Genomic DNA, 16485 nt, shown 5'->3' on the forward strand with positions numbered 1-16485 from the left:
GGCGCCGGCTCAGCGGGGCGTACGCGGCGCCGCCGCCCGCCGGGCCCGCTCCACGGCCCCCGGAAGTGCGGCGATGAGCGCGTCGACGTCGGTGGTGGTGCTGGTGTGGCCGAGGGAGAAGCGCAGTGACGAGCGGGCCCGGTCGTCGTCCGCGCCCATCGCCAGCAGCACGTGGGAGGGCTGCGCCACCCCGGCCGAGCAGGCCGAACCCGTCGAGCAGGCGATGCCCTGGGCGTCCAGCAGGAGCAGCAGCGCGTCCCCTTCGCAACCGGGGAACGAGAAGTGCGCGTTGCCGGGCAGCCGATCGGTCGGGTCACCGTTGAAGATCACCTCGGGCACCGCCTGGCGGACCCGCCGTACCAGGTCGTCACGGAGCGCGGCCACCCCTGCCGCGTACTCCTGCTGGCCCTTGACTGTCGTTTCGACGGCGACCGCGAAGGCGACGATGCCGGCCGCGTCGAGCGTGCCGGAACGCACGTCCCGCTCCTGTCCCCCGCCGTGCAGCAGCGGTACCGCCGCCACGTCCCGGCCCAGCAGCAACGCGCCGACCCCGACCGGGCCGCCGAGCTTGTGGCCGGTGACGGTGAGCGCGGCGACGCCGCTGGCGGCGAAGTCGACAGGCACCTGACCGACCGCCTGGATGGCGTCGGTGTGGAACGGCACGTCGTACTCGGCGGCCACGGCGGCCAGCTCGCCGATCCGCTGCACGGTGCCGACCTCGTTGTTGGCCCACATGGCGGTGACAAGCGCCGCCCGGTCGCCGTGTTCGGCCAGCTCCGCGCGGAGCGCGTCCGGGTGCAGCCGGCCGGCCCCGTCGACGGGCAGCCAGCCCACCTCGGCGCCCTCGTGCCGGTCCAGCCACTCCACCGCGTCGAGGACGGCGTGGTGTTCGACGGCACTGGAGATCACCCGACGCCGCCCGGCGTCGGCGTCCCGGCGCGCCCAGAAGATGCCTTTCACCGCGAGGTTGTCGCTCTCGGTGCCGCCACCGGTGAAGATCACCTCGGACGGCCGGGCACCCAACGCGGCGGCCACCCGCTCCCGCGACTCCTCCACCCGGCGACGGGCGCGCCGACCGGACGCGTGCAGGCTAGACGCGTTGCCGACCTCGCGAGCGGTCGCGACGTACGCCTCCAGTGCCTCGTCGAGCATCGGAGTGGTCGCGGCATGATCCAGGTAAGCCATCACGGTTCAGCCTAACGACCACTCCGGTGCCGACCGCAGGCCGGATTGCCTGGCGGGACGTCAGACCGGTGACGCGGTCACGACGATGTTGTCCCGGTAGCGACGCGCCTCGGCGTCGAACGGACCGCCACAGGTGATCAACGTCAGGCGGGGGCGCCCGTCCCGGGCGAAGTAGCGCTCCAGCGGAATCTTCGTCTTGTCGTACTCCTCGCGGGCGACCACCCGGTAGGTCCGCTCGGTCCCGTCCTCGCCGGTGGCCGTCACGGTGTCACCGGGTGCGAGTTCACGCAGCCGGTAGAAGGCGCCCCGGCCCTGCTCGGCACTGTCCACGTGCCCGGCGATCACCACCGATCCGGAGTCGGTCTCGAGCCCGGGCCCGTAGCGGTACCAGCCGATCTGGTCGACGCTTGGCGGCACGTCGAACTCCTTGGTGCGCTCGTTCACTCCGACCGGGTCGACCCGCGCGGTGACCCCGATCGAGGGGATCCGCAGCCGGACCGGGCGGACCGGATCGGTGTCGTCGGGCAGCGCGCCCGGGACCACCGCCACGGCGGGTCCGGCTGTCGACGGCGTGGGGCTGGCCAACGCGGCGGCCTGCTCGGCGCCGACGTCTCCCGCCGGCCTGGACACCACGGCCACCACGGCCGCGACAGCGAGCGCGGCGGCGCCGGCGGCCACAGCCGCCAGCGCCCCACGGTTGACGACGGTCACCGGCGACCCGACCGGACGACAGCCGCCCGCGCCCCACCCGCGACCAGCAGCAGGATCCCGGTGCCCGCCAGGGCGTACCACCAGGTGCCGAGACCGGTGTCGGCCTGACCACCGGTGCCGCTCGGCACGCCGGACGGCGCCGAGTGCAGACCCTCGATGGTCTGCGCCACCACTGCCAGGTTCTCCGCCTCGGCCGAACCGATGGCGTAGACGATCGTCGCCGTGCCCTCAGCCAGGTTGAGGTCGGCCGGACCGATCACCACGGTGTCGGTGCCGGCGAGCACCACGTCCGCCGAGACGCTGCCGGCGTCCACGTCACCCTTGGCCTCGTTCGGGTTGGTCAGGCCCTCGAAGACCGGGCTGCCACCGGCCCGCACGTCCACCGCGGGCGCGGCGGCGGTGTGCCGCACGATCAGCCGGGCCTTGCCGGCGTCCACCTTCGCGGTGTCGTTGACGAAGGGGGTGATCGTGGGCTGGCCGTCGGCGTCGAGGTGTGCGGCGATGCTGATGTTCGCCCCGCCGGGGACCTCGGCGTCGTCGGCGGTGAGGATGGCCTGCCCGATCGGCTCGCCCGGCTTGGTCAGGGCGATGTCGTACTGCCCCTCCGGCAGGTCGAGCGGTCCGGCCACGTCACCGGGCTCGAAGTTCTCCAGGGTCTTCTCGCCGTTGACGTAGACGTCGACAGGGGTGTCCGGGATGCCGTGCACGACGGAGACCTTCGAGTCGGCGGCGTACGCCGGGGTCGCCGTCGCGATGCCGGCGCCGACGAAGGTCAGCGCGGCGACCGCGCCACCCGCGGCGAAGCGGCGAAGGTACGCGAACTGCATGTCTGCCTCCTGGTGGTTCATGCCATTTCGTCAGGCTTGCTGTGCACCCCGAGTTACGCCGGCTCGACGCCGCCCGGATGCGGGCCGGAGCGACTTTCTTTTTCCGGTCGCAACCGCATCCGCCGGGCACCACGCGGACGAAGAGAGGCCGAGGAGACGCTGGGCTGACAGAGGGGACGGCACCGGTGCGGGCTACAGTCGGGCATGCCCCCAACCAGGCGAACCGTCCCGTGAGCGGGATCCTGCAGCAACCGGGCACACCTGAGGACGACCTGGCCCTGCGGTTCCGCGCCGGCGACGAGCAGGCGCTGCGTGAGGCGTACGACCGTTACGGTCGGGCCGTTCTCCACCTGGCCCTCAGCACGCTTGTGAACCGCAGCGACGCGGAGGACGTGACCCAGGCCACGTTCGTCGCCGCCTGGCTCGGCCGGGAGACCTTCGATCCGGCGAAGGGCTCGCTTGTCGGCTGGCTGCTGGGTATCGGCCGACGCAAGGTGATCGATCGACTCCGGTCCGCCGCGCGGGAGCACCGGGTGGTCGAGACCGTACGACAACTGCCCGATCCGGTGCCCACCGGCGTTGACCCGGACACCGTGGTCGACCGGCTGGTGATCGCCGACGAGTTGGCGCGGTTGCCGGACGAGCAGCGGCGCATGCTGGAATTGGCCTTCTTCGACGACCTGACCCACCAGCAGATAGCGGCGGTGACCGGAGTGCCACTGGGCACTGTGAAGAGTCACATCCGGCGGGGCATGGCAAGCCTGAAGCGTAGATGGGAGGTGGACGGTGCAGCACCTGGAGCACGAGCGGCTGGTATTTCTGGCGCTCGGTGAGAGTGAGGTCGACACCTCCGACCGCACCCACCTCGACGCCTGCCCGCACTGCCGGGCCGAACTGGAGAGCCTGCGCCACGTCGCCGGTCTCGGTGCCGCCACTCAGGGTCTGCGGGATCTGCCCGACCCACCGGAGCACCTCTGGCAGGGCATCATGACCGAGATCACGGCGGCGAAGGAACTGCCCCGGCTCACCGCCGACCGGCAGCGGCCGGAGCCGGTCGAGCCGGTCGGCCCGGTCACCACCGACGCCCCGCCCGCACCGCGCCGCTCCCGGCGCGGACGCTGGTCCCGGCTCGCCACGACGGCGGTCACGGCGGTCGCCGCGGCCACCGTCGGTGTGGTCGGCACCGCCGCCGTGCTGCGCGACGGTACGCCCGCCGAGCCGACGGTGGTGGCAAGCGCTCCGCTGGCGGCGTACGGCTCGACTCCGCCTGCCGCCCGGGGCGACGCCCGGGTGCTGGGCAGTGGCGAGTTGCACCTGCACGTGGCGAATCTCCCGGCCGTACCGGGGTACTACGAGGTGTGGCTCATCAACCCGCAGAGCATGGAGATGTTCTCGGTAGGTGTCCTCGGTGACGGCGCCGACGTGTTGTTGCCGCTGCCACCGAATGTCGACCTGGGGCGGTACTCCGTCGTCGACGTCTCGGCCGAGGCGTTCGACAACAACACCGCCCACTCCGGTGACAGCTTGTTGAGGGGCTCCCTGACGGGCTGATCGGCGGGCCGGTTCAGCTCCCCGGCCCGCCGATCAGCTCCCTAGCGCCACAGACGCCACGGCCGCCGTCCGGGTCCCGGACGGCGGCCGTGGCGCGTACGACTCACTTGCGCTTGCGGATCTCCTCGGCGGCCTGCGGGACGATCTTGAACAGGTCGCCCACCACGCCGAAGTCGGCCAGCTCGAAGATCGGCGCCTCGCCGTCCTTGTTGACCGCGACGATGGTCTTCGAGGTCTGCATGCCGGCCCGGTGCTGGATCGCGCCGGAGATGCCCAACGCCACGTAGAGCTGCGGGGAGACCGTCTTGCCGGTCTGACCCACCTGGAACTGGTGCGGGTAGAAGCCGGAGTCGACAGCCGCCCGGGATGCTCCGACGGCACCGCCGAGCAGGTCGGCCAACTCCTCGACGAGCTTGAAGTTGTCCGCGTTACCGACGCCGCGACCACCGGAGACGACCACGCCGGCCTCGGTGAGCTCGGGACGGGAACCCTTCTGCTCGGCCACCCGGTCGACCACCCGGGCCAGCTTGTCGCTGTCGGTGGCGGTGACGGTGAGCTGCTCGACCGCCGGGGTGGCCGCGGCGGGCGTCGGGTTCACCGAGTTCGGCCGGACGGTGACCAGCGGCAGGCCCCGGGTGACCTTGGACTTGACGACTGTCGACCCGGCGAAGGCCACCTGGGTGGCGGTGCCGTCGGCGGCCAGGGCCACCACGTCGGTCAGGATGCCGTTGTCCAGCTTGACCGCCAGCCGGGCCGCGATCTCCTTGCCCTCCTGGGAGGAGGCGAGCAGCACGGCGGCCGGCTGCACCCGCTTGACCAGGTCGGCGACCACACTGGCCTTCGGTGCCACCAGGTAGCCGTCGATCTCGTCACCCTCGGCCGCGTAGATCTTCTCCGCGCCGTACTCGCCCAGCCTGCCCGCGAGAGCCTCGGCGGCGCCGGCGCCGCCGAGCACCACCGCCGACGGGGTGCCCAGCTCACGGGCGAGGGTGAGCATCTCCAGGGTGACCTTCTTGACGCCGAACTCCGCGGTGGCTTCGACGACGACGAGAACCTCAGACATGTCCCACACCCCTCACACGAACTTCTCGGTGGCGAGGAACTCGACGAGCTGCGTGCCGCCGGAGCCCTCATCGGTGACCTTGACGCCACCCGAACGCGGCGGACGCTTGCTGTGCTCCACGACGGCGCTCGTCGCCCCGGCGAGGCCGACCTCGTCCGCGGCGACGCCCAGGTCGGTCAGGGCGAGCGTCTGCACCGGCTTCTTCTTGGCGGCCATGATGCCCTTGAACGACGGGTACCGGGGCTCGTTGATGGTGTCCCACACGGAGACGATGGCCGGGGTCGAGGCGGTGACCACCTCGTAGCCCTCCTCTGTCTGCCGCTCCACGGTCAGCGTGGCCCCGTCGACGGTGAGCTTGCGCGCACCGGTGAGCGCCGCGATGCCCAGCCGCTCGGCGAGCATGTGCGGCATCACCTGCACCCGTCCGTCGGTCGACTCCGAGCCACAGAGCACCAGGTCGGCGTTGAGCTGCCCGAGCGCGGCGGCGAGCACCTTCGAGGTGGCGACGGCACAGGAACCGTGCAGGGCGTCGTCCACCACGTGCACCGCCTTGTCCGGGCCCATCGACAGCGCCTTACGGATCGACTCGGTCGCCCGGTCCGGACCCATGGTCAGGATCGTCACCTCGCCGCCGTGCGCCTCCTTGATCTTCAACGCCTCCTCGATGGCGTACTCGTCCATCTCGTTTATGACGTTGTTCGCCGAACCGCGGTCGACAGTGTTGTCGTCAGTACGCAGGTTGCGGTCCGCGCCCGAATCAGGCACCTGCTTGACGAGTACGACGATGTTCATCGCGCTTCGACGACCCTCCTGCTGTGGTTATGTGATCTTTTCGCCCCGATCTGGGCGCAGCCTCGCGCGTGCGGTGCCGTCCGGTCAACCATGGGCTGTTGTGCGGTTGCCCACGGCGCCCATGTTACCTGTCAGTAGCATCGGCGCCCAGCACGCCCCTGATCCGTTCGATGACAGCGGCCTCGGCCGGGCTGACGCCGTCGTGGGCGCGGGCCGTACGGTCGGCCGCCGCCAGCACCACGGCGCGGTAGACCGGGACGTCCTCAGGGACCTTCTCGGTCAGGATCTCGACACCCCGACGCAGCGCCGGCAGCACCACCGACTCCACCTCCAGCGCCGAGTCGCGCGGCAGCTTCGGCAGCGGCCCGCTGGTCAACGCCTCCTTCACCACGCCACTGGCGTCAGCCATCGCCCCGGAGGCCGCGAAACTCTCGCGAAACAGCGCGAGCACCCCCGGGTCGGCGTTCGAGACCATGAGCACCGCACCGAAGGCGCCCGTCTTCAGGGTCATTTTCTCGTCGTCCGTCAGCCGCTGGCCCATGATCACGGAGTGTAGACGTAGGGCGTGGTGGTGGTGACCGGGACGAGTCCGAGCCGCTCCAGCACCGGCCGGCTCTCGTCCGACGCGTCGACCTGCACCAACGTCCGACCGCGCGGCCCGGCCAGTCGGGCCCGGTAGGCGACCAACGCACGGTAGATGCCCTTACGCCGCCACTGCGGCAGGGTCGAGCCGCCCCAGAGGGTGGCGAACGTGCTGTCGGCCGGGTAGCGCACCCAACCGGCGCTCACCATCGTCTCGCCCGCCTCGGCCACCACGACCGTGACCGACTGCGGATCGGCGGCGATCTCCCGTTCCAGCGCGTCGGCCAGCCCGGACAGGTCACGTCCCCACACCTGGGTCTTCAGCTCCGCGATCCGGTCCAGGTCCGCCCGTCCGGTCACCTCCCGCAGGCGTACGCCCTCGGGCACCACCGGCAGTGCGGAGGCGAGCGGGGCGACCGGGCCGACCACCACGGTCTCCTGCTCCTCCGGCACGAAGCCGGCGGCGCGCAGGCGCTGCGGCAGGTCGGCCGGCTGGTCGTGGCCGTGCAGCTTCCACTCGACCGGCTCGCCCCGCTCGCGGGACACCGCCACCTGCCGGGCGATCAGCTCGTCGAGGTCGGCTCCGGCCAGCCCGCCGAGGTCGCGGTAGGTCACCATGCCCCGCTGGTCCAGGCCCAGCACCCGGAACAGCGGACCGTCGGACTCCACCACCACGCCGTCGGGCACCGGGTCCGGCAGATCCGGCCGCAGTTGGGTGTCGTACGCCGCGCGCAGGGTGGTCGCGTCAAGATCCGTCATGCTCCCAAACTATTCCCGCTGGGCACCGGATAATCACACGCGTGTGGCAGATGATCAGGAACTGGTTCGATCCGCAGGAGTTGCGGTCGGTGGGCACCACCCCCGACTACCGCTTCTCCCTGGCCAACGAACGCACGTTCCTGGCCTGGCTGCGTACCGGCCTGGCGTTGATCGCCGGTGGGCTCGCCGCCGCACAGTTCCTGCCGACCCTGTCCCTGGTCCACCTGCGCGAGGTGATCGCCGTGGTGCTGCTGCTGCTCGGCGGCGCGGTCGCGATCCGGGCCGTCGACCACTGGGCACGTACCGAACGGGCCATCCGGCTCGGCGAGGAGCTGCCCGCCTCCCGCTTCCCGGCCGTACTCGCCCTGGTCGTCGGCCTCGGCGCGCTGCTGCTGGTGCTGGCGGTGCTGGCCGGCGCGATAAGCGGATGACCACGGTCCGCGACCCGGGTCTGCAACCCGAACGCACCAGGCTCGCCTGGCGGCGCACCCTGCTCACGCTTACCGTGGTGACCCTGCTGACCGTCCGACTCGCGCTCACCGGGGGCCGGGCCGGCGCCGGGCCGGCGGCGGTTGCCATCCTCGGCTGGGGTGCGATCGTCACGCTCTGTTGGCGGCGGGCCACCGGCAGCGGGGTGTCCCGCACCGACGGCCGACACCTCGCCCTGGTGGGGCTGGCCGCCGCCGGATTCGCGGTCCTCGGAGCGCTGCTGGTGCTGCGCGGGCTGTGACCGCTGCGCAAGGTAGGTAATGATGGTTACATGGCCCGGCTGTACATCCTCCTCTTCCTGGTGCAGGTCGTCCTCGCCGTCTGTGCCCTGATCAGCTGCCTCTCCGCCGAGGAGGACGGCATCCGCCACCTCCCTCGGATCGCCTGGCTGCTGATCATCCTCTTCTTCCCGCTGGTCGGCTCGATCGCCTGGTTCGTCGCCGGGCGGGAGCGCAAGGCCGTCGGCGGGTCGACATCCTGGGCTCCGGGCGCGCGCCCGGCCGAGCGTCCCCGGCCGCTCGCCCCGGACGACGACCCGGAGTTCCTCCGCGCGATCGAGGAGCGCTCGCGCCAGGAGGACCAGGAACTCTTCCGCCGCTGGGAGGAGGACCTGCGCAAGCGCGAAGACGACCTGCGCAAGCGCGAGGGTGAGCCGCCGCGCGAGGAACCCCGCCCCGAGGTGTGACGACCGGGGCGGGGCGCCCCGGTTCAGGCCAGGTTCGAGGAACGGGGGTACGCGTCGGCCGGGTCGGTGAGCACGTTCACCAGGTACGGCACCCCGGCGTCGAAGGCCCGTTGCAGGGCCGGACCCAGCTCGGTGGCCTTCGCGACCGTCTCACCCGCCCCGCCGAGCGCGCCGACCACCCGGTCGTACCGCAGCTCGGGCTGAAGGTCGGCGGCCACGTCGTAGCCGTACATGGCCCGCATCGGGTGCTTCTCCAGCCCCCAGATGCCGTTGTTGCCGACCACGATGACCACCGGCAGTTTCTGCCGGACCAGTGACTCCACGTCCATCAGCGAGAAGCCCGCCGCGCCGTCGCCCATCAGCACGCAGACCTGCCGGTCCGGGTGGGTGACCCGGGCGCCCATCGCGTAGCCCATGCCGGTGCCGAGGCAGCCGTAGGGGCCGGGGTCGAGCCAGGTACCGGGCTGGGCCGGCTCCAGGTACCGCCCGGCGTAGGAGACGAAGTCGCCGCCGTCGCCGATGGTGACCGCGTCGCGGGCGAGCACCTTGCGCAGCTCGCCGTAGATCCGGGCCGGGCGGATCGGGTCGGTCTCGGCCGCCATCTCCTCGGCGTCGCGTGCCTTCGCGGCGTCCTCCGCGGTCCGCAGCTGGGCGACCCAGTCGTCGTGGTCGACCCGGTCGCCGGGGTGGTCGGCGAGGGCGGTGAGGATGCCGCGCAGGTCTCCGGCGGGGGCGGCGGCGGGTTGTACGTGACCGGCGCGCTGGCTGGGCGCGTCGACGATGTGCACCACCTGCGCCTCGCCGAAGTCGCCGAAGGAGAGCCGGAAGTCCAGCGGGGTGCCGATCACCACCACCACGTCGGCGTTGGACAGGGCCACCCGGCGTGCCTTGGCGAAGGCCAGCGGATGCTCGGGCGGCAGCGCGCCCCGGCCCATGCCGTTTGTGAAGACCGGCACGGTGAGCGCCTCGGCGGCAGCGCGCAGCTCGTCCACCGCGTCGCCGGTCCAGACGTCCGATCCGGCGATGATCACCGGACGGGCCGCGCCCGCGATCAGGCGGGCGGCGCTGGCCACCTCGTCGGGGTCGGCGTCGAGCGGGCTGAGCTGCGGGCCGGCCGCAAGCTCCGCGTCGCCGACCGAGAAGATCGCCTCCAGCGGGAAGTCCAGGAACACCGGGCCCCGGTGCGGGGTGAGGGCGGTGGTCAGCGCGGCGGCCACCGCCCGGGGGATGTCGTCCGCGCTGAACACCGTCTCCGCGTGCTTGGTGACCGGGGCGACGAGTGGGAGGTGGTCCATCTCCTGGAGGCTGCCCGAGCCCCAGCGGAACTGGGGTGCCCGACCGCCGAGCACCAGCACCGGCGAGGCGTTGAAGAAGGCGCTGGTGAGCCCGGAGATGCCGTTTGTCACGCCGGGGCCGGCGGTGAGTACGGCCAGCCCGGGTCGGCGCTGGAGCTTGGCCACCGCCTCGGCGGCGAAGACTGCGGACTGCTCGTGCCGCACGTCGTAGATCGGGAAGTCGGTCTTGTGCGCGGCGTCGTAGAGCGGGAACACGTGCCCACCGGAGAGGGTGAACATCTCCCGCACCCCGTACGCGCGCAGCGCCGCGAGGGCGAGTTCCCCACCGTGGCCTTCGATCCGCTCCGTCATTCCCGCTCCTTCTCGTCGCCTGACCGGAGTCACACGCTACTGGCCGGTAGGAGGAATGTGAACCGTTCTCGCGCGCTCAGCGTCCGGTGAAGTCCGGCTTCCGCTTCGCCACGAAAGCCGCCATCCCCTCGCTCCGGTCGTCGGTGGCGAACAGCGCCGCGAAGAGCTGACTCTCCCAGGCCAGACCCGAGGCCAGATCCATGTCCAGGCCGCCGTCGACGGCCAGTTTCGCCGCCCGCAGCGCCTGCACCGGCCCGTTGAGATACGGCCGCATCATCGCCACCGCGGTGTCGTACACCTCGGCCGCCGGGGCGATCCGGTCGGCCAGGCCGATCCGCAGCGCCTCCTGCGCGTCCACCATCCGGCCCGACATGATCAGATCCTTGGCCCGGGCCGGGCCGACCAGCCGGGCCAACCGCTGGGTGCCCCCGGCGCCGGGGATGATGCCGAGCTTGATCTCGGGCTGGCCGAGCTTGGCGTCCTCGGCCACCACCCGCCAGTCACAGGCGAGCGCCAGCTCGCAGCCGCCGCCGAGGGCGTAGCCGGTGATCGCGGCCACGACGGGCTTGGGGATCCGGGCGATCGCGCCGAGCGCGCTGGACAGGTCGGCGGCCCGCCCCGCCATGTCCACATAGGACATGTCCGCCATCTCCTTGATGTCCGCGCCGGCGGCGAAGACCTTCTCCCCGCCGTACACGATGACCGCGCGGACGCCGGCGTCGGCGGTGGCGGCGGTCGCGGCGGCGCGCAACTCCTCCTGCACCTGGGTGTTGAGGGCGTTCATCGGTGGCCGCTCCAGCCGGATGGTGCCGATGCCGTCCCGGGTCTCCAGCCGCACGAACTCGCCCACGCTGAGCCTCACTTCCTCGTCGAAGTCGCGTGCCAACCTTACGACCCGGCTCGTTGGGGTAAGTAGTCTGGTGCCAGCCCCGTCAGTCGGGAGTCGCACGATGAAGCCTGGTCAGCCTGAGCCGCGCGGCGGCCGAGCCGGGACGCCGGCCGCCCGCCCGCGAGCGGCGCACGGGTCGGCCGACAGGCGTTCCGTGGTCACCTACTACGACGACCGGCTGGTGCGGGTCACCTCCGCCGCGGTGACAGTCGAGGGCCGGATCTACCCGCTGGCCGAGATCACCGAAATCTGGCACCAGCACGGCACCCTCTCCTGGCGGGTGCTGGCCGGGCGGGGTGCCATCGGCGCGGCGCTGGTCGCCCCGCTCGTCGCCGCCGCCGCCGGAGTCGCCCTGGCCATCTGGCTGGACCGCTCGGCGACCGTCACGATCGCGGTCATCGGGGCTTCGGTGCTTGTCGGGCTGGCCGTCGGGCCGGTCGCCGACTTCCTCTTCGAGCACCTCGACCGCTCCTACGCCCGGGGCAGCCGGCAGCGCGAGATCTGGCTCCGCTGGCGAGGTCGGCCCGTGCAACTGCTCCGCACCCCGGACGCGCTGCGTTTCGGGCAGATCTACCGTGCCGTGCAACGGGCCATGGAGGCCGGCCGACCGATACCTCCCCGCCGACGCTGAGCGACCGCCCGGCTACGCGAAGTTGTCCGGGGGTGCTTAGGCTTAGTGATGGCGCTCTATTACCGGGACGACGCGGTGCAGGTGACCTCCGAGGCGATCCGGGCCGGCGGGCACGTCATTCCGATCGCCGAGGTCACCTACGTCTGGCATGCCAAGGGCCGCACCACACTCGCCGTACGCGGTCGGGTGTTCGGTCGGGGCGTCCTGGTACTGCTGCTGTCCCTGCCCCCGCTGGTGGCGCTGGTCTGTGTGCTCTCCCTGGCCTGGTCCGCGCAGGACCGGGGCGAGTGGCTGCCGGCGCTGATCGTGCTCGCCGCGTGCGTGATCATCCCGCTCGCCCTGGTCCCGTTCCTGGAGATTCCCCTCGGCTGGCTGGACCGCTCCTACGAACGCGGCAACCGGGTGCTGGAGCTGTGGGTGCAGTACCGGCGGCAGGAGGTGATGGTGCTGCGCACCCCGGACGCGCTGCGCTTCGGGCAGATCTACCGCGCGGTGCAGCGCGCCGTCGAGCAGCAGACCGATCATTGACCCGTCGTCCGGCGGTCCTGGCGCGCCCGGCGCACACTTGATCCCATGGCTCTCCCCCTTCCCCGGCCGACAGCGGTGCTCGGTCTCACCCGTTCCGCCCTCGACCAGGCCGCGTCCTTCGCCGCCATCCCGGCCCGCGCGTTCGCGGTGCTCGACGAGGTGGAGGCGTTGCTGGCCCGGATCAACGGGGTGGTTGACCGGGTCGAACAGACCTTGGACCGGACCGACCGCATGGTCACCGACGCCGAGGTGGCGGTCCGTGAGGTCGCGGTGATCAGTGCCGCCGCCACCGCCGCCGTGGACAACGCCACAGCGGTGGCCGGCGCTGCGGCGGTCGTGGTGGAGTCGGCCCGGTCGGTGGCCGGGCGGGCCGCCGAGACGGTGGGCACGGCGGCCGAGGCTGCCGCCACCGCGGCCGAGCTGTTGTCGGCGTACGAACCGGCGCTGCGGCGGGCCGCCCCGATGGCCAACCACTTCGTCGAGCAGCTCAGCCACGAGGAGGTGACAGCGGCGGTCCGGCTGGTCGACGAGCTGCCCAAGCTGCGCCAGCACCTCACCGCCGACGTCCTGCCGATCCTGGCCACCCTCGACCGGGTCGGCCCGGACCTGCACGACCTGCTCGACGTCACCCGGGACCTCAAGCTCGCGGTGGCGGGCATCCCCGGGCTGTCGATGCTGCGCAAGCGGGGCGAGAAGCTCAACGACGACGCCGGCTGACGCCCCGGGTGGAACGGCGTCCCGCCCCGGCGGTCAGCAGTCACAGACGGCGGAGGCGCGCGGGGCGGTCAGGTCGTCCACCGGCCGGTGGGTGACTCCGCTGGCGGTCACCACGGGCAGTCCTTCCCGGACCCAGTACTCGTAGCCGCCGCGCATCTCCTTCACCGGGTAGCCGAGCCGGGCGAACTCCAACGCCGCCCGGGTGGCACCGTCACAGCCCGGCCCCCAGCAGTAGGTGACCACCCGCGCGCCGGACGGCACCGCCCCGGCGGCCCGCGCGCCGATCAGGGCGGTGGGCAGGTGCACCGCACCGGGCAGGTGGCCCTGCGCCCAGGCCGCGTCGCCGCGCGAGTCCACCACGACGAGGTCGGGCACCACGGCGGTGAGGTCGGCGTGCACGTCGGCCACGTCGGTCTCGAAGCTCAGCCGGGCGAGGAAATGGGCGACGGCGGTGGGCGGATCAGCGGCCGGTACGGCGAATGCACGGGTCATGTTCCCGATCGTCGGCCCGAGCCGGCCGGTGGACGAGTGGCGGTGACGCCGTACTCCGCTAACATCCGGCCATGGACCCGGTCGGCCGCAGCGTGGCCGTGCTCGCGTACCCCGGGATGTCGGGTTTCGAGACCGGGATCGTCACGGAGGTCTTCGGGCTGCCCCGACCGGAACTCGACGTGCCCTGGTACGACCTGCGGCTCTGCGCCGAGCGCCCCGGCCCCGTCCCGCTGCTCGGCGGTGCCAGCCTGCACAGCCCGTACGGCCTCGACGTGCTGGCCGCCGCCGCGACAGTCATCGTTCCCGGGGTGCCGGACGTGCACGGCACACCGTCGCCGGGCCTGGTCGCGGCCCTGCGCCGGGCACACCGGGCCGGCGCGCGGCTGCTCTCCATCTGCTCGGGCGCCTTCGCGCTGGCCGGTGCCGGGCTGCTCGACGGCCGGCGGGCCACCACCCACTGGCGGTACGCGGACCTGCTGGCCCGCCGGTACCCACACGTCACAGTGGACGCCGACGTGCTGTACCTCGACGACGGGGACATCCTCACCAGCGCCGGCAGCGCCGCCGGGCTCGACCTGTGCGTGCACGTGATTCGACGTGACCACGGCGCGGTCGTCGCCAACGCGGTGGCCCGCCGGCTGGTGATCCCGCCGCATCGCGACGGCGGTCAGGCGCAGTTCATCGAGACGCCGGTGGCTGTCGACCCGGACGACGACCGGATCGCCGGCAGCATCGCCTGGGCCCTGGCCCATCTGGCGGAGCCGCTCACGGTGGCCCGGCTGGCCCGACAGGCCCACATGTCGCCCCGCACCTACCTGCGGCACTTCGCGAAGGCCACCGGCACCAGCCCCATCCGGTGGCTCGTCGAGCAACGGATCCGGGCCAGCCTGGCGCTGCTGGAGACCACCGACGCGCCGATCGGGCAGATCGCGACGGCGGTCGGCTTCGACGCCCCGGTGACCTACCGGCACCACTTCAGCCGGGCGATGCGGACCTCACCGTCGGCGTACCGTCGCGCGTTCCGGACCGGCGTCGACACCGTTCCGGGTGGGCGGCGGGTAAGCGGGCACGGCCCGGCCGAGCGAGGTCAGGGCCCGGGTACGTAGAGCTTGTCGATCTCGACCCGGTGCGGCAGCGAGACGCTCGCTCCCAGTCGCCGGACGCAGGCGGCACCGGCCGCCGAGGCCCAACGGACCGCGTCCACCAGGTCACGCCCCTCACCCCAGGCCACCGCGAGCGCACCGGTGAAGGCGTCCCCGGCGGCCGTCGAGTCGACAGTGTCCACAGTGACCGCCGGCACGTGCACCGCCGTGCCGTCCCGGTCGCCGTACCAGGCACCCTCCGCGCCGAGCGTCAGCACCGCCCGGGCCACCAGGTCGAGCAGCGCGCGCGGCTCCTCCCGGCCCCGTCCGGTGTACGCCTGCGCCTCGTTCTCGTTGACCACGAGCAGGTCCACGGCGGCGAGCAACTCCGGCGGGAGCGGGACGGCCGGCGCCGCGTTGAGCACCACCCGGGTGCCGGCGGCCCGGGCCGCCACCGCCGCGGCGGTCACCGTCTCCACCGGAATCTCCAGCTGCGCGACCAGGACGTCGGCGTCGCGTACGGCGGCGAGTTCGGTCTCGGTCAGCTCGGTGAACGAGGTGTTCGCCCCCGGGGTCACCAGGATCGCGTTCTCACCCGCCGCGTTGACCATGACCAGGGCCACTCCGGACGCGCCGTAGGTGGTGCGCAACTGGCTGGCGTCGACCCCGGCGGCGGTGATCCGGGCCCGCAGGGTCACCCCGAACGCGTCCGAGCCGATCGCGCCGAGGAAGACGCTTGCGGCACCCGCCCGCGCGGCGGCGATGGCCTGGTTGGCTCCCTTGCCACCGGGCACGGTGACGAAGTCGGTGCCGAGCCGGGTCTCCCCCGGTCGGGGAAGCGCCTCGGCGGTGGCGACCAGGTCCATGTTCGCGCTGCCCACCACCACGACGCGGGTCTGTCGCACGGTCACCTCCCGGGATCGCGGGGGCGTCGCCTCAGGCGGCGCGGGCGGTGTAGCGGTCGCCGTTGCGCTCGACGAGCAGCGGCAACCCGAAGGTCTTGGTGAGGTTGTCGGCGGTGAGGGTGTCGTGCAGCAGGCCCTGCGCCATCACGGCCCCGTCGCGCAGCAGCAGCGCGTGGGTGAAGCCCGGCGGAATCTCCTCGACGTGGTGGGTGACCAGGACCAGGGCGGGAGCGTCCGGGTCCTGCGCCAGGTCGGCGAGGCGGGCGACCAGATCCTCCCGGCCGCCCAGGTCAAGCCCGGCCGCCGGCTCGTCGAGCAGCAGCAGCTCCGGGTCGGTCATCAGGGCCCGGGCGATCTGCGTCCGCTTGCGTTCCCCCTCCGACAGGGTGCCGTACGCCCGGTCGGCCAACCCGCTGACCCCGAGCTGGTCCAGCAGCGCCCGGGCGCGGGCCTCGTCGGCCGGGTCGTACGTCTCCCGCCACCGGCCGACCACCGACCAGGCAGCGGTCATCACCACGTCGACGACCCGCTCCTGGGCGGGCAGCCGCTCGGCGAGCGCGGCGGTGGACAGGCCGATCCGGGTACGCAGCTCCATGACGTCGGTGCGGCCGATCCGCTCACCCAGCACGTGCGCGGTGCCGGTGGTCGGATGCAGCCGCCCGGACGCGAGGTTGAGCAGGGTGGTCTTGCCGGCCCCGTTGGGCCCCAGCACCACCCAGCGTTCGTCCAGCTCCACCCGCCAGTCGACGTCGTGCAGCAGGGCGGTGCCGGACCGGCGTACGGCGACGCCGTCGAGGCTGACCACCAGATCCGCGTCCACGGGCGAGGGGGCGGGTGCGGCGCCGGCGGCGCCAGGGATCAGGTCACCAGTCACCAGCCCATCCAACCACGCACCGCCGAGGTGCCCCCACGGGCGGGCGCTGCCGCCGTAGGGTGAGGCGCCGTGTCGTT

Annotated in this window: 21 protein-coding genes; 9 read left to right on the top strand and 12 right to left on the bottom strand. The window is 72.6% G+C overall.

What is annotated here, in order from left to right; genetic code table 11:
- Positions 1 to 9: 9 nt before the first annotated feature.
- Genes CLT74_RS15980 through CLT74_RS15990 form a run of 3 tightly spaced genes read right to left on the bottom strand, consistent with a single transcriptional unit; the run spans position 10 to position 2723 of the window.
- The gene (locus CLT74_RS15980; RefSeq protein ID WP_099847251.1) at positions 10 to 1185 is read right to left on the bottom strand and encodes a cysteine desulfurase family protein; all 1176 of its coding nucleotides are present in this window, start codon (positions 1183 to 1185) and stop codon (positions 10 to 12) included.
- 60 nt (positions 1186 to 1245) lie between these two features.
- Positions 1246 to 1896 carry a class F sortase gene (locus tag CLT74_RS15985; RefSeq protein ID WP_099847252.1) on the bottom strand — a complete coding sequence of 217 codons (651 nt, stop codon included), beginning with the start codon at positions 1894 to 1896 and terminating at the stop codon, positions 1246 to 1248.
- The gene (locus tag CLT74_RS15990) at positions 1893 to 2723 is read right to left on the bottom strand and encodes a DUF4397 domain-containing protein (RefSeq protein ID WP_099852112.1); all 831 of its coding nucleotides are present in this window, start codon (positions 2721 to 2723) and stop codon (positions 1893 to 1895) included. The genes CLT74_RS15985 and CLT74_RS15990 overlap by 4 nt, the downstream gene beginning before the upstream one ends.
- Positions 2724 to 2953: 230 nt before the next feature.
- Here CLT74_RS15990 and CLT74_RS15995 point away from each other — a divergent pair, with 230 nt between their 5' ends.
- Entirely contained in the window at positions 2954 to 3556 is a 603-nt protein-coding gene (locus CLT74_RS15995) for a sigma-70 family RNA polymerase sigma factor (protein WP_099847253.1), read from the top strand.
- On the top strand, positions 3510 to 4274 hold the full coding sequence (locus CLT74_RS16000) for an anti-sigma factor (protein WP_099847254.1): 765 nt from the start codon (positions 3510 to 3512) through the stop codon (positions 4272 to 4274). Before CLT74_RS15995 ends, CLT74_RS16000 begins: the two co-directional genes overlap by 47 nt.
- Positions 4275 to 4377: 103 nt before the next feature.
- On the opposite strand, the gene CLT74_RS16005 is transcribed toward CLT74_RS16000, so the two are convergent.
- The 4 genes from CLT74_RS16005 to CLT74_RS16020 form a co-directional block, all read right to left on the bottom strand.
- A complete protein-coding gene (locus CLT74_RS16005; RefSeq protein WP_099852116.1) occupies positions 4378 to 5337 on the bottom strand; it encodes an electron transfer flavoprotein subunit alpha/FixB family protein in 960 nt (319 codons plus the stop codon).
- A 12-nt stretch (positions 5338 to 5349) separates the two neighbouring features.
- Positions 5350 to 6129: an electron transfer flavoprotein subunit beta/FixA family protein gene (locus tag CLT74_RS16010; RefSeq protein WP_099847255.1), complete on the bottom strand. Its 780-nt coding sequence runs from the start codon at positions 6127 to 6129 to the stop codon at positions 5350 to 5352.
- A gap of 124 nt (positions 6130 to 6253) precedes the next feature.
- A complete protein-coding gene (locus tag CLT74_RS16015; protein ID WP_486582333.1) occupies positions 6254 to 6676 on the bottom strand; it encodes a hypothetical protein in 423 nt (140 codons plus the stop codon).
- Positions 6673 to 7470, bottom strand: coding sequence for a GNAT family N-acetyltransferase (locus CLT74_RS16020; protein WP_099847257.1), 798 nt, complete (start codon positions 7468 to 7470; stop codon positions 6673 to 6675). Before CLT74_RS16020 ends, CLT74_RS16015 begins: the two co-directional genes overlap by 4 nt.
- Positions 7471 to 7511: 41 nt before the next feature.
- Between CLT74_RS16020 and CLT74_RS16025 the strand changes: the two genes are divergently transcribed.
- From CLT74_RS16025 to CLT74_RS16035, 3 genes are read left to right on the top strand one after another with little or no spacing between them, the layout of a single operon-like run.
- Positions 7512 to 7901, top strand: coding sequence for a DUF202 domain-containing protein (locus tag CLT74_RS16025; protein WP_099847258.1), 390 nt, complete (start codon positions 7512 to 7514; stop codon positions 7899 to 7901).
- Entirely contained in the window at positions 7898 to 8200 is a 303-nt protein-coding gene (locus CLT74_RS16030) for a DUF202 domain-containing protein (protein WP_099847259.1), read from the top strand. Before CLT74_RS16025 ends, CLT74_RS16030 begins: the two co-directional genes overlap by 4 nt.
- Before the next feature lie 30 nt (positions 8201 to 8230).
- The gene (locus CLT74_RS16035) at positions 8231 to 8644 is read left to right on the top strand and encodes a PLD nuclease N-terminal domain-containing protein (RefSeq protein WP_099847260.1); all 414 of its coding nucleotides are present in this window, start codon (positions 8231 to 8233) and stop codon (positions 8642 to 8644) included.
- 23 nt (positions 8645 to 8667) lie between these two features.
- On the opposite strand, the gene CLT74_RS16040 is transcribed toward CLT74_RS16035, so the two are convergent.
- Positions 8668 to 10290 carry an acetolactate synthase gene (locus CLT74_RS16040; protein ID WP_099847261.1) on the bottom strand — a complete coding sequence of 541 codons (1623 nt, stop codon included), beginning with the start codon at positions 10288 to 10290 and terminating at the stop codon, positions 8668 to 8670.
- A gap of 76 nt (positions 10291 to 10366) precedes the next feature.
- On the bottom strand, positions 10367 to 11140 hold the full coding sequence (locus CLT74_RS16045; protein WP_099847262.1) for an enoyl-CoA hydratase-related protein: 774 nt from the start codon (positions 11138 to 11140) through the stop codon (positions 10367 to 10369).
- A gap of 193 nt (positions 11141 to 11333) precedes the next feature.
- Here CLT74_RS16045 and CLT74_RS16050 point away from each other — a divergent pair, with 193 nt between their 5' ends.
- Genes CLT74_RS16050 through CLT74_RS16060 form a run of 3 tightly spaced genes read left to right on the top strand, consistent with a single transcriptional unit; the run spans position 11334 to position 13055 of the window.
- The gene (locus CLT74_RS16050; protein WP_099847263.1) at positions 11334 to 11810 is read left to right on the top strand and encodes a DUF6232 family protein; all 477 of its coding nucleotides are present in this window, start codon (positions 11334 to 11336) and stop codon (positions 11808 to 11810) included.
- A 48-nt stretch (positions 11811 to 11858) separates the two neighbouring features.
- Positions 11859 to 12338, top strand: coding sequence for a DUF6232 family protein (locus CLT74_RS16055; RefSeq protein ID WP_099847264.1), 480 nt, complete (start codon positions 11859 to 11861; stop codon positions 12336 to 12338).
- Between the two features lie 45 nt (positions 12339 to 12383).
- Entirely contained in the window at positions 12384 to 13055 is a 672-nt protein-coding gene (locus tag CLT74_RS16060; protein ID WP_099847265.1) for a hypothetical protein, read from the top strand.
- 33 nt (positions 13056 to 13088) lie between these two features.
- Here the strand turns inward: CLT74_RS16060 and CLT74_RS16065 are convergent, their stop codons facing one another.
- Complete coding sequence (locus CLT74_RS16065; protein WP_099847266.1) at positions 13089 to 13547, bottom strand: rhodanese-like domain-containing protein; 459 nt, start codon at positions 13545 to 13547, stop codon at positions 13089 to 13091.
- Between the two features lie 71 nt (positions 13548 to 13618).
- Here CLT74_RS16065 and CLT74_RS16070 point away from each other — a divergent pair, with 71 nt between their 5' ends.
- Positions 13619 to 14653, top strand: coding sequence for a helix-turn-helix domain-containing protein (locus tag CLT74_RS16070; protein ID WP_099847267.1), 1035 nt, complete (start codon positions 13619 to 13621; stop codon positions 14651 to 14653).
- Here the strand turns inward: CLT74_RS16070 and CLT74_RS16075 are convergent.
- Both CLT74_RS16075 and CLT74_RS16080 read right to left on the bottom strand, forming a co-directional pair.
- On the bottom strand, positions 14635 to 15534 hold the full coding sequence (locus tag CLT74_RS16075) for a ribokinase (protein WP_099852120.1): 900 nt from the start codon (positions 15532 to 15534) through the stop codon (positions 14635 to 14637). The two genes, CLT74_RS16070 and CLT74_RS16075, sit on opposite strands and share 19 nt — an antisense overlap.
- A gap of 31 nt (positions 15535 to 15565) precedes the next feature.
- Positions 15566 to 16408, bottom strand: coding sequence for an ABC transporter ATP-binding protein (locus tag CLT74_RS16080; RefSeq protein ID WP_099847268.1), 843 nt, complete (start codon positions 16406 to 16408; stop codon positions 15566 to 15568).
- Between the last annotated feature and the right edge of the window lie 77 nt (positions 16409 to 16485).

Source organism: Verrucosispora sp. CNZ293, from assembly GCF_002754655.1.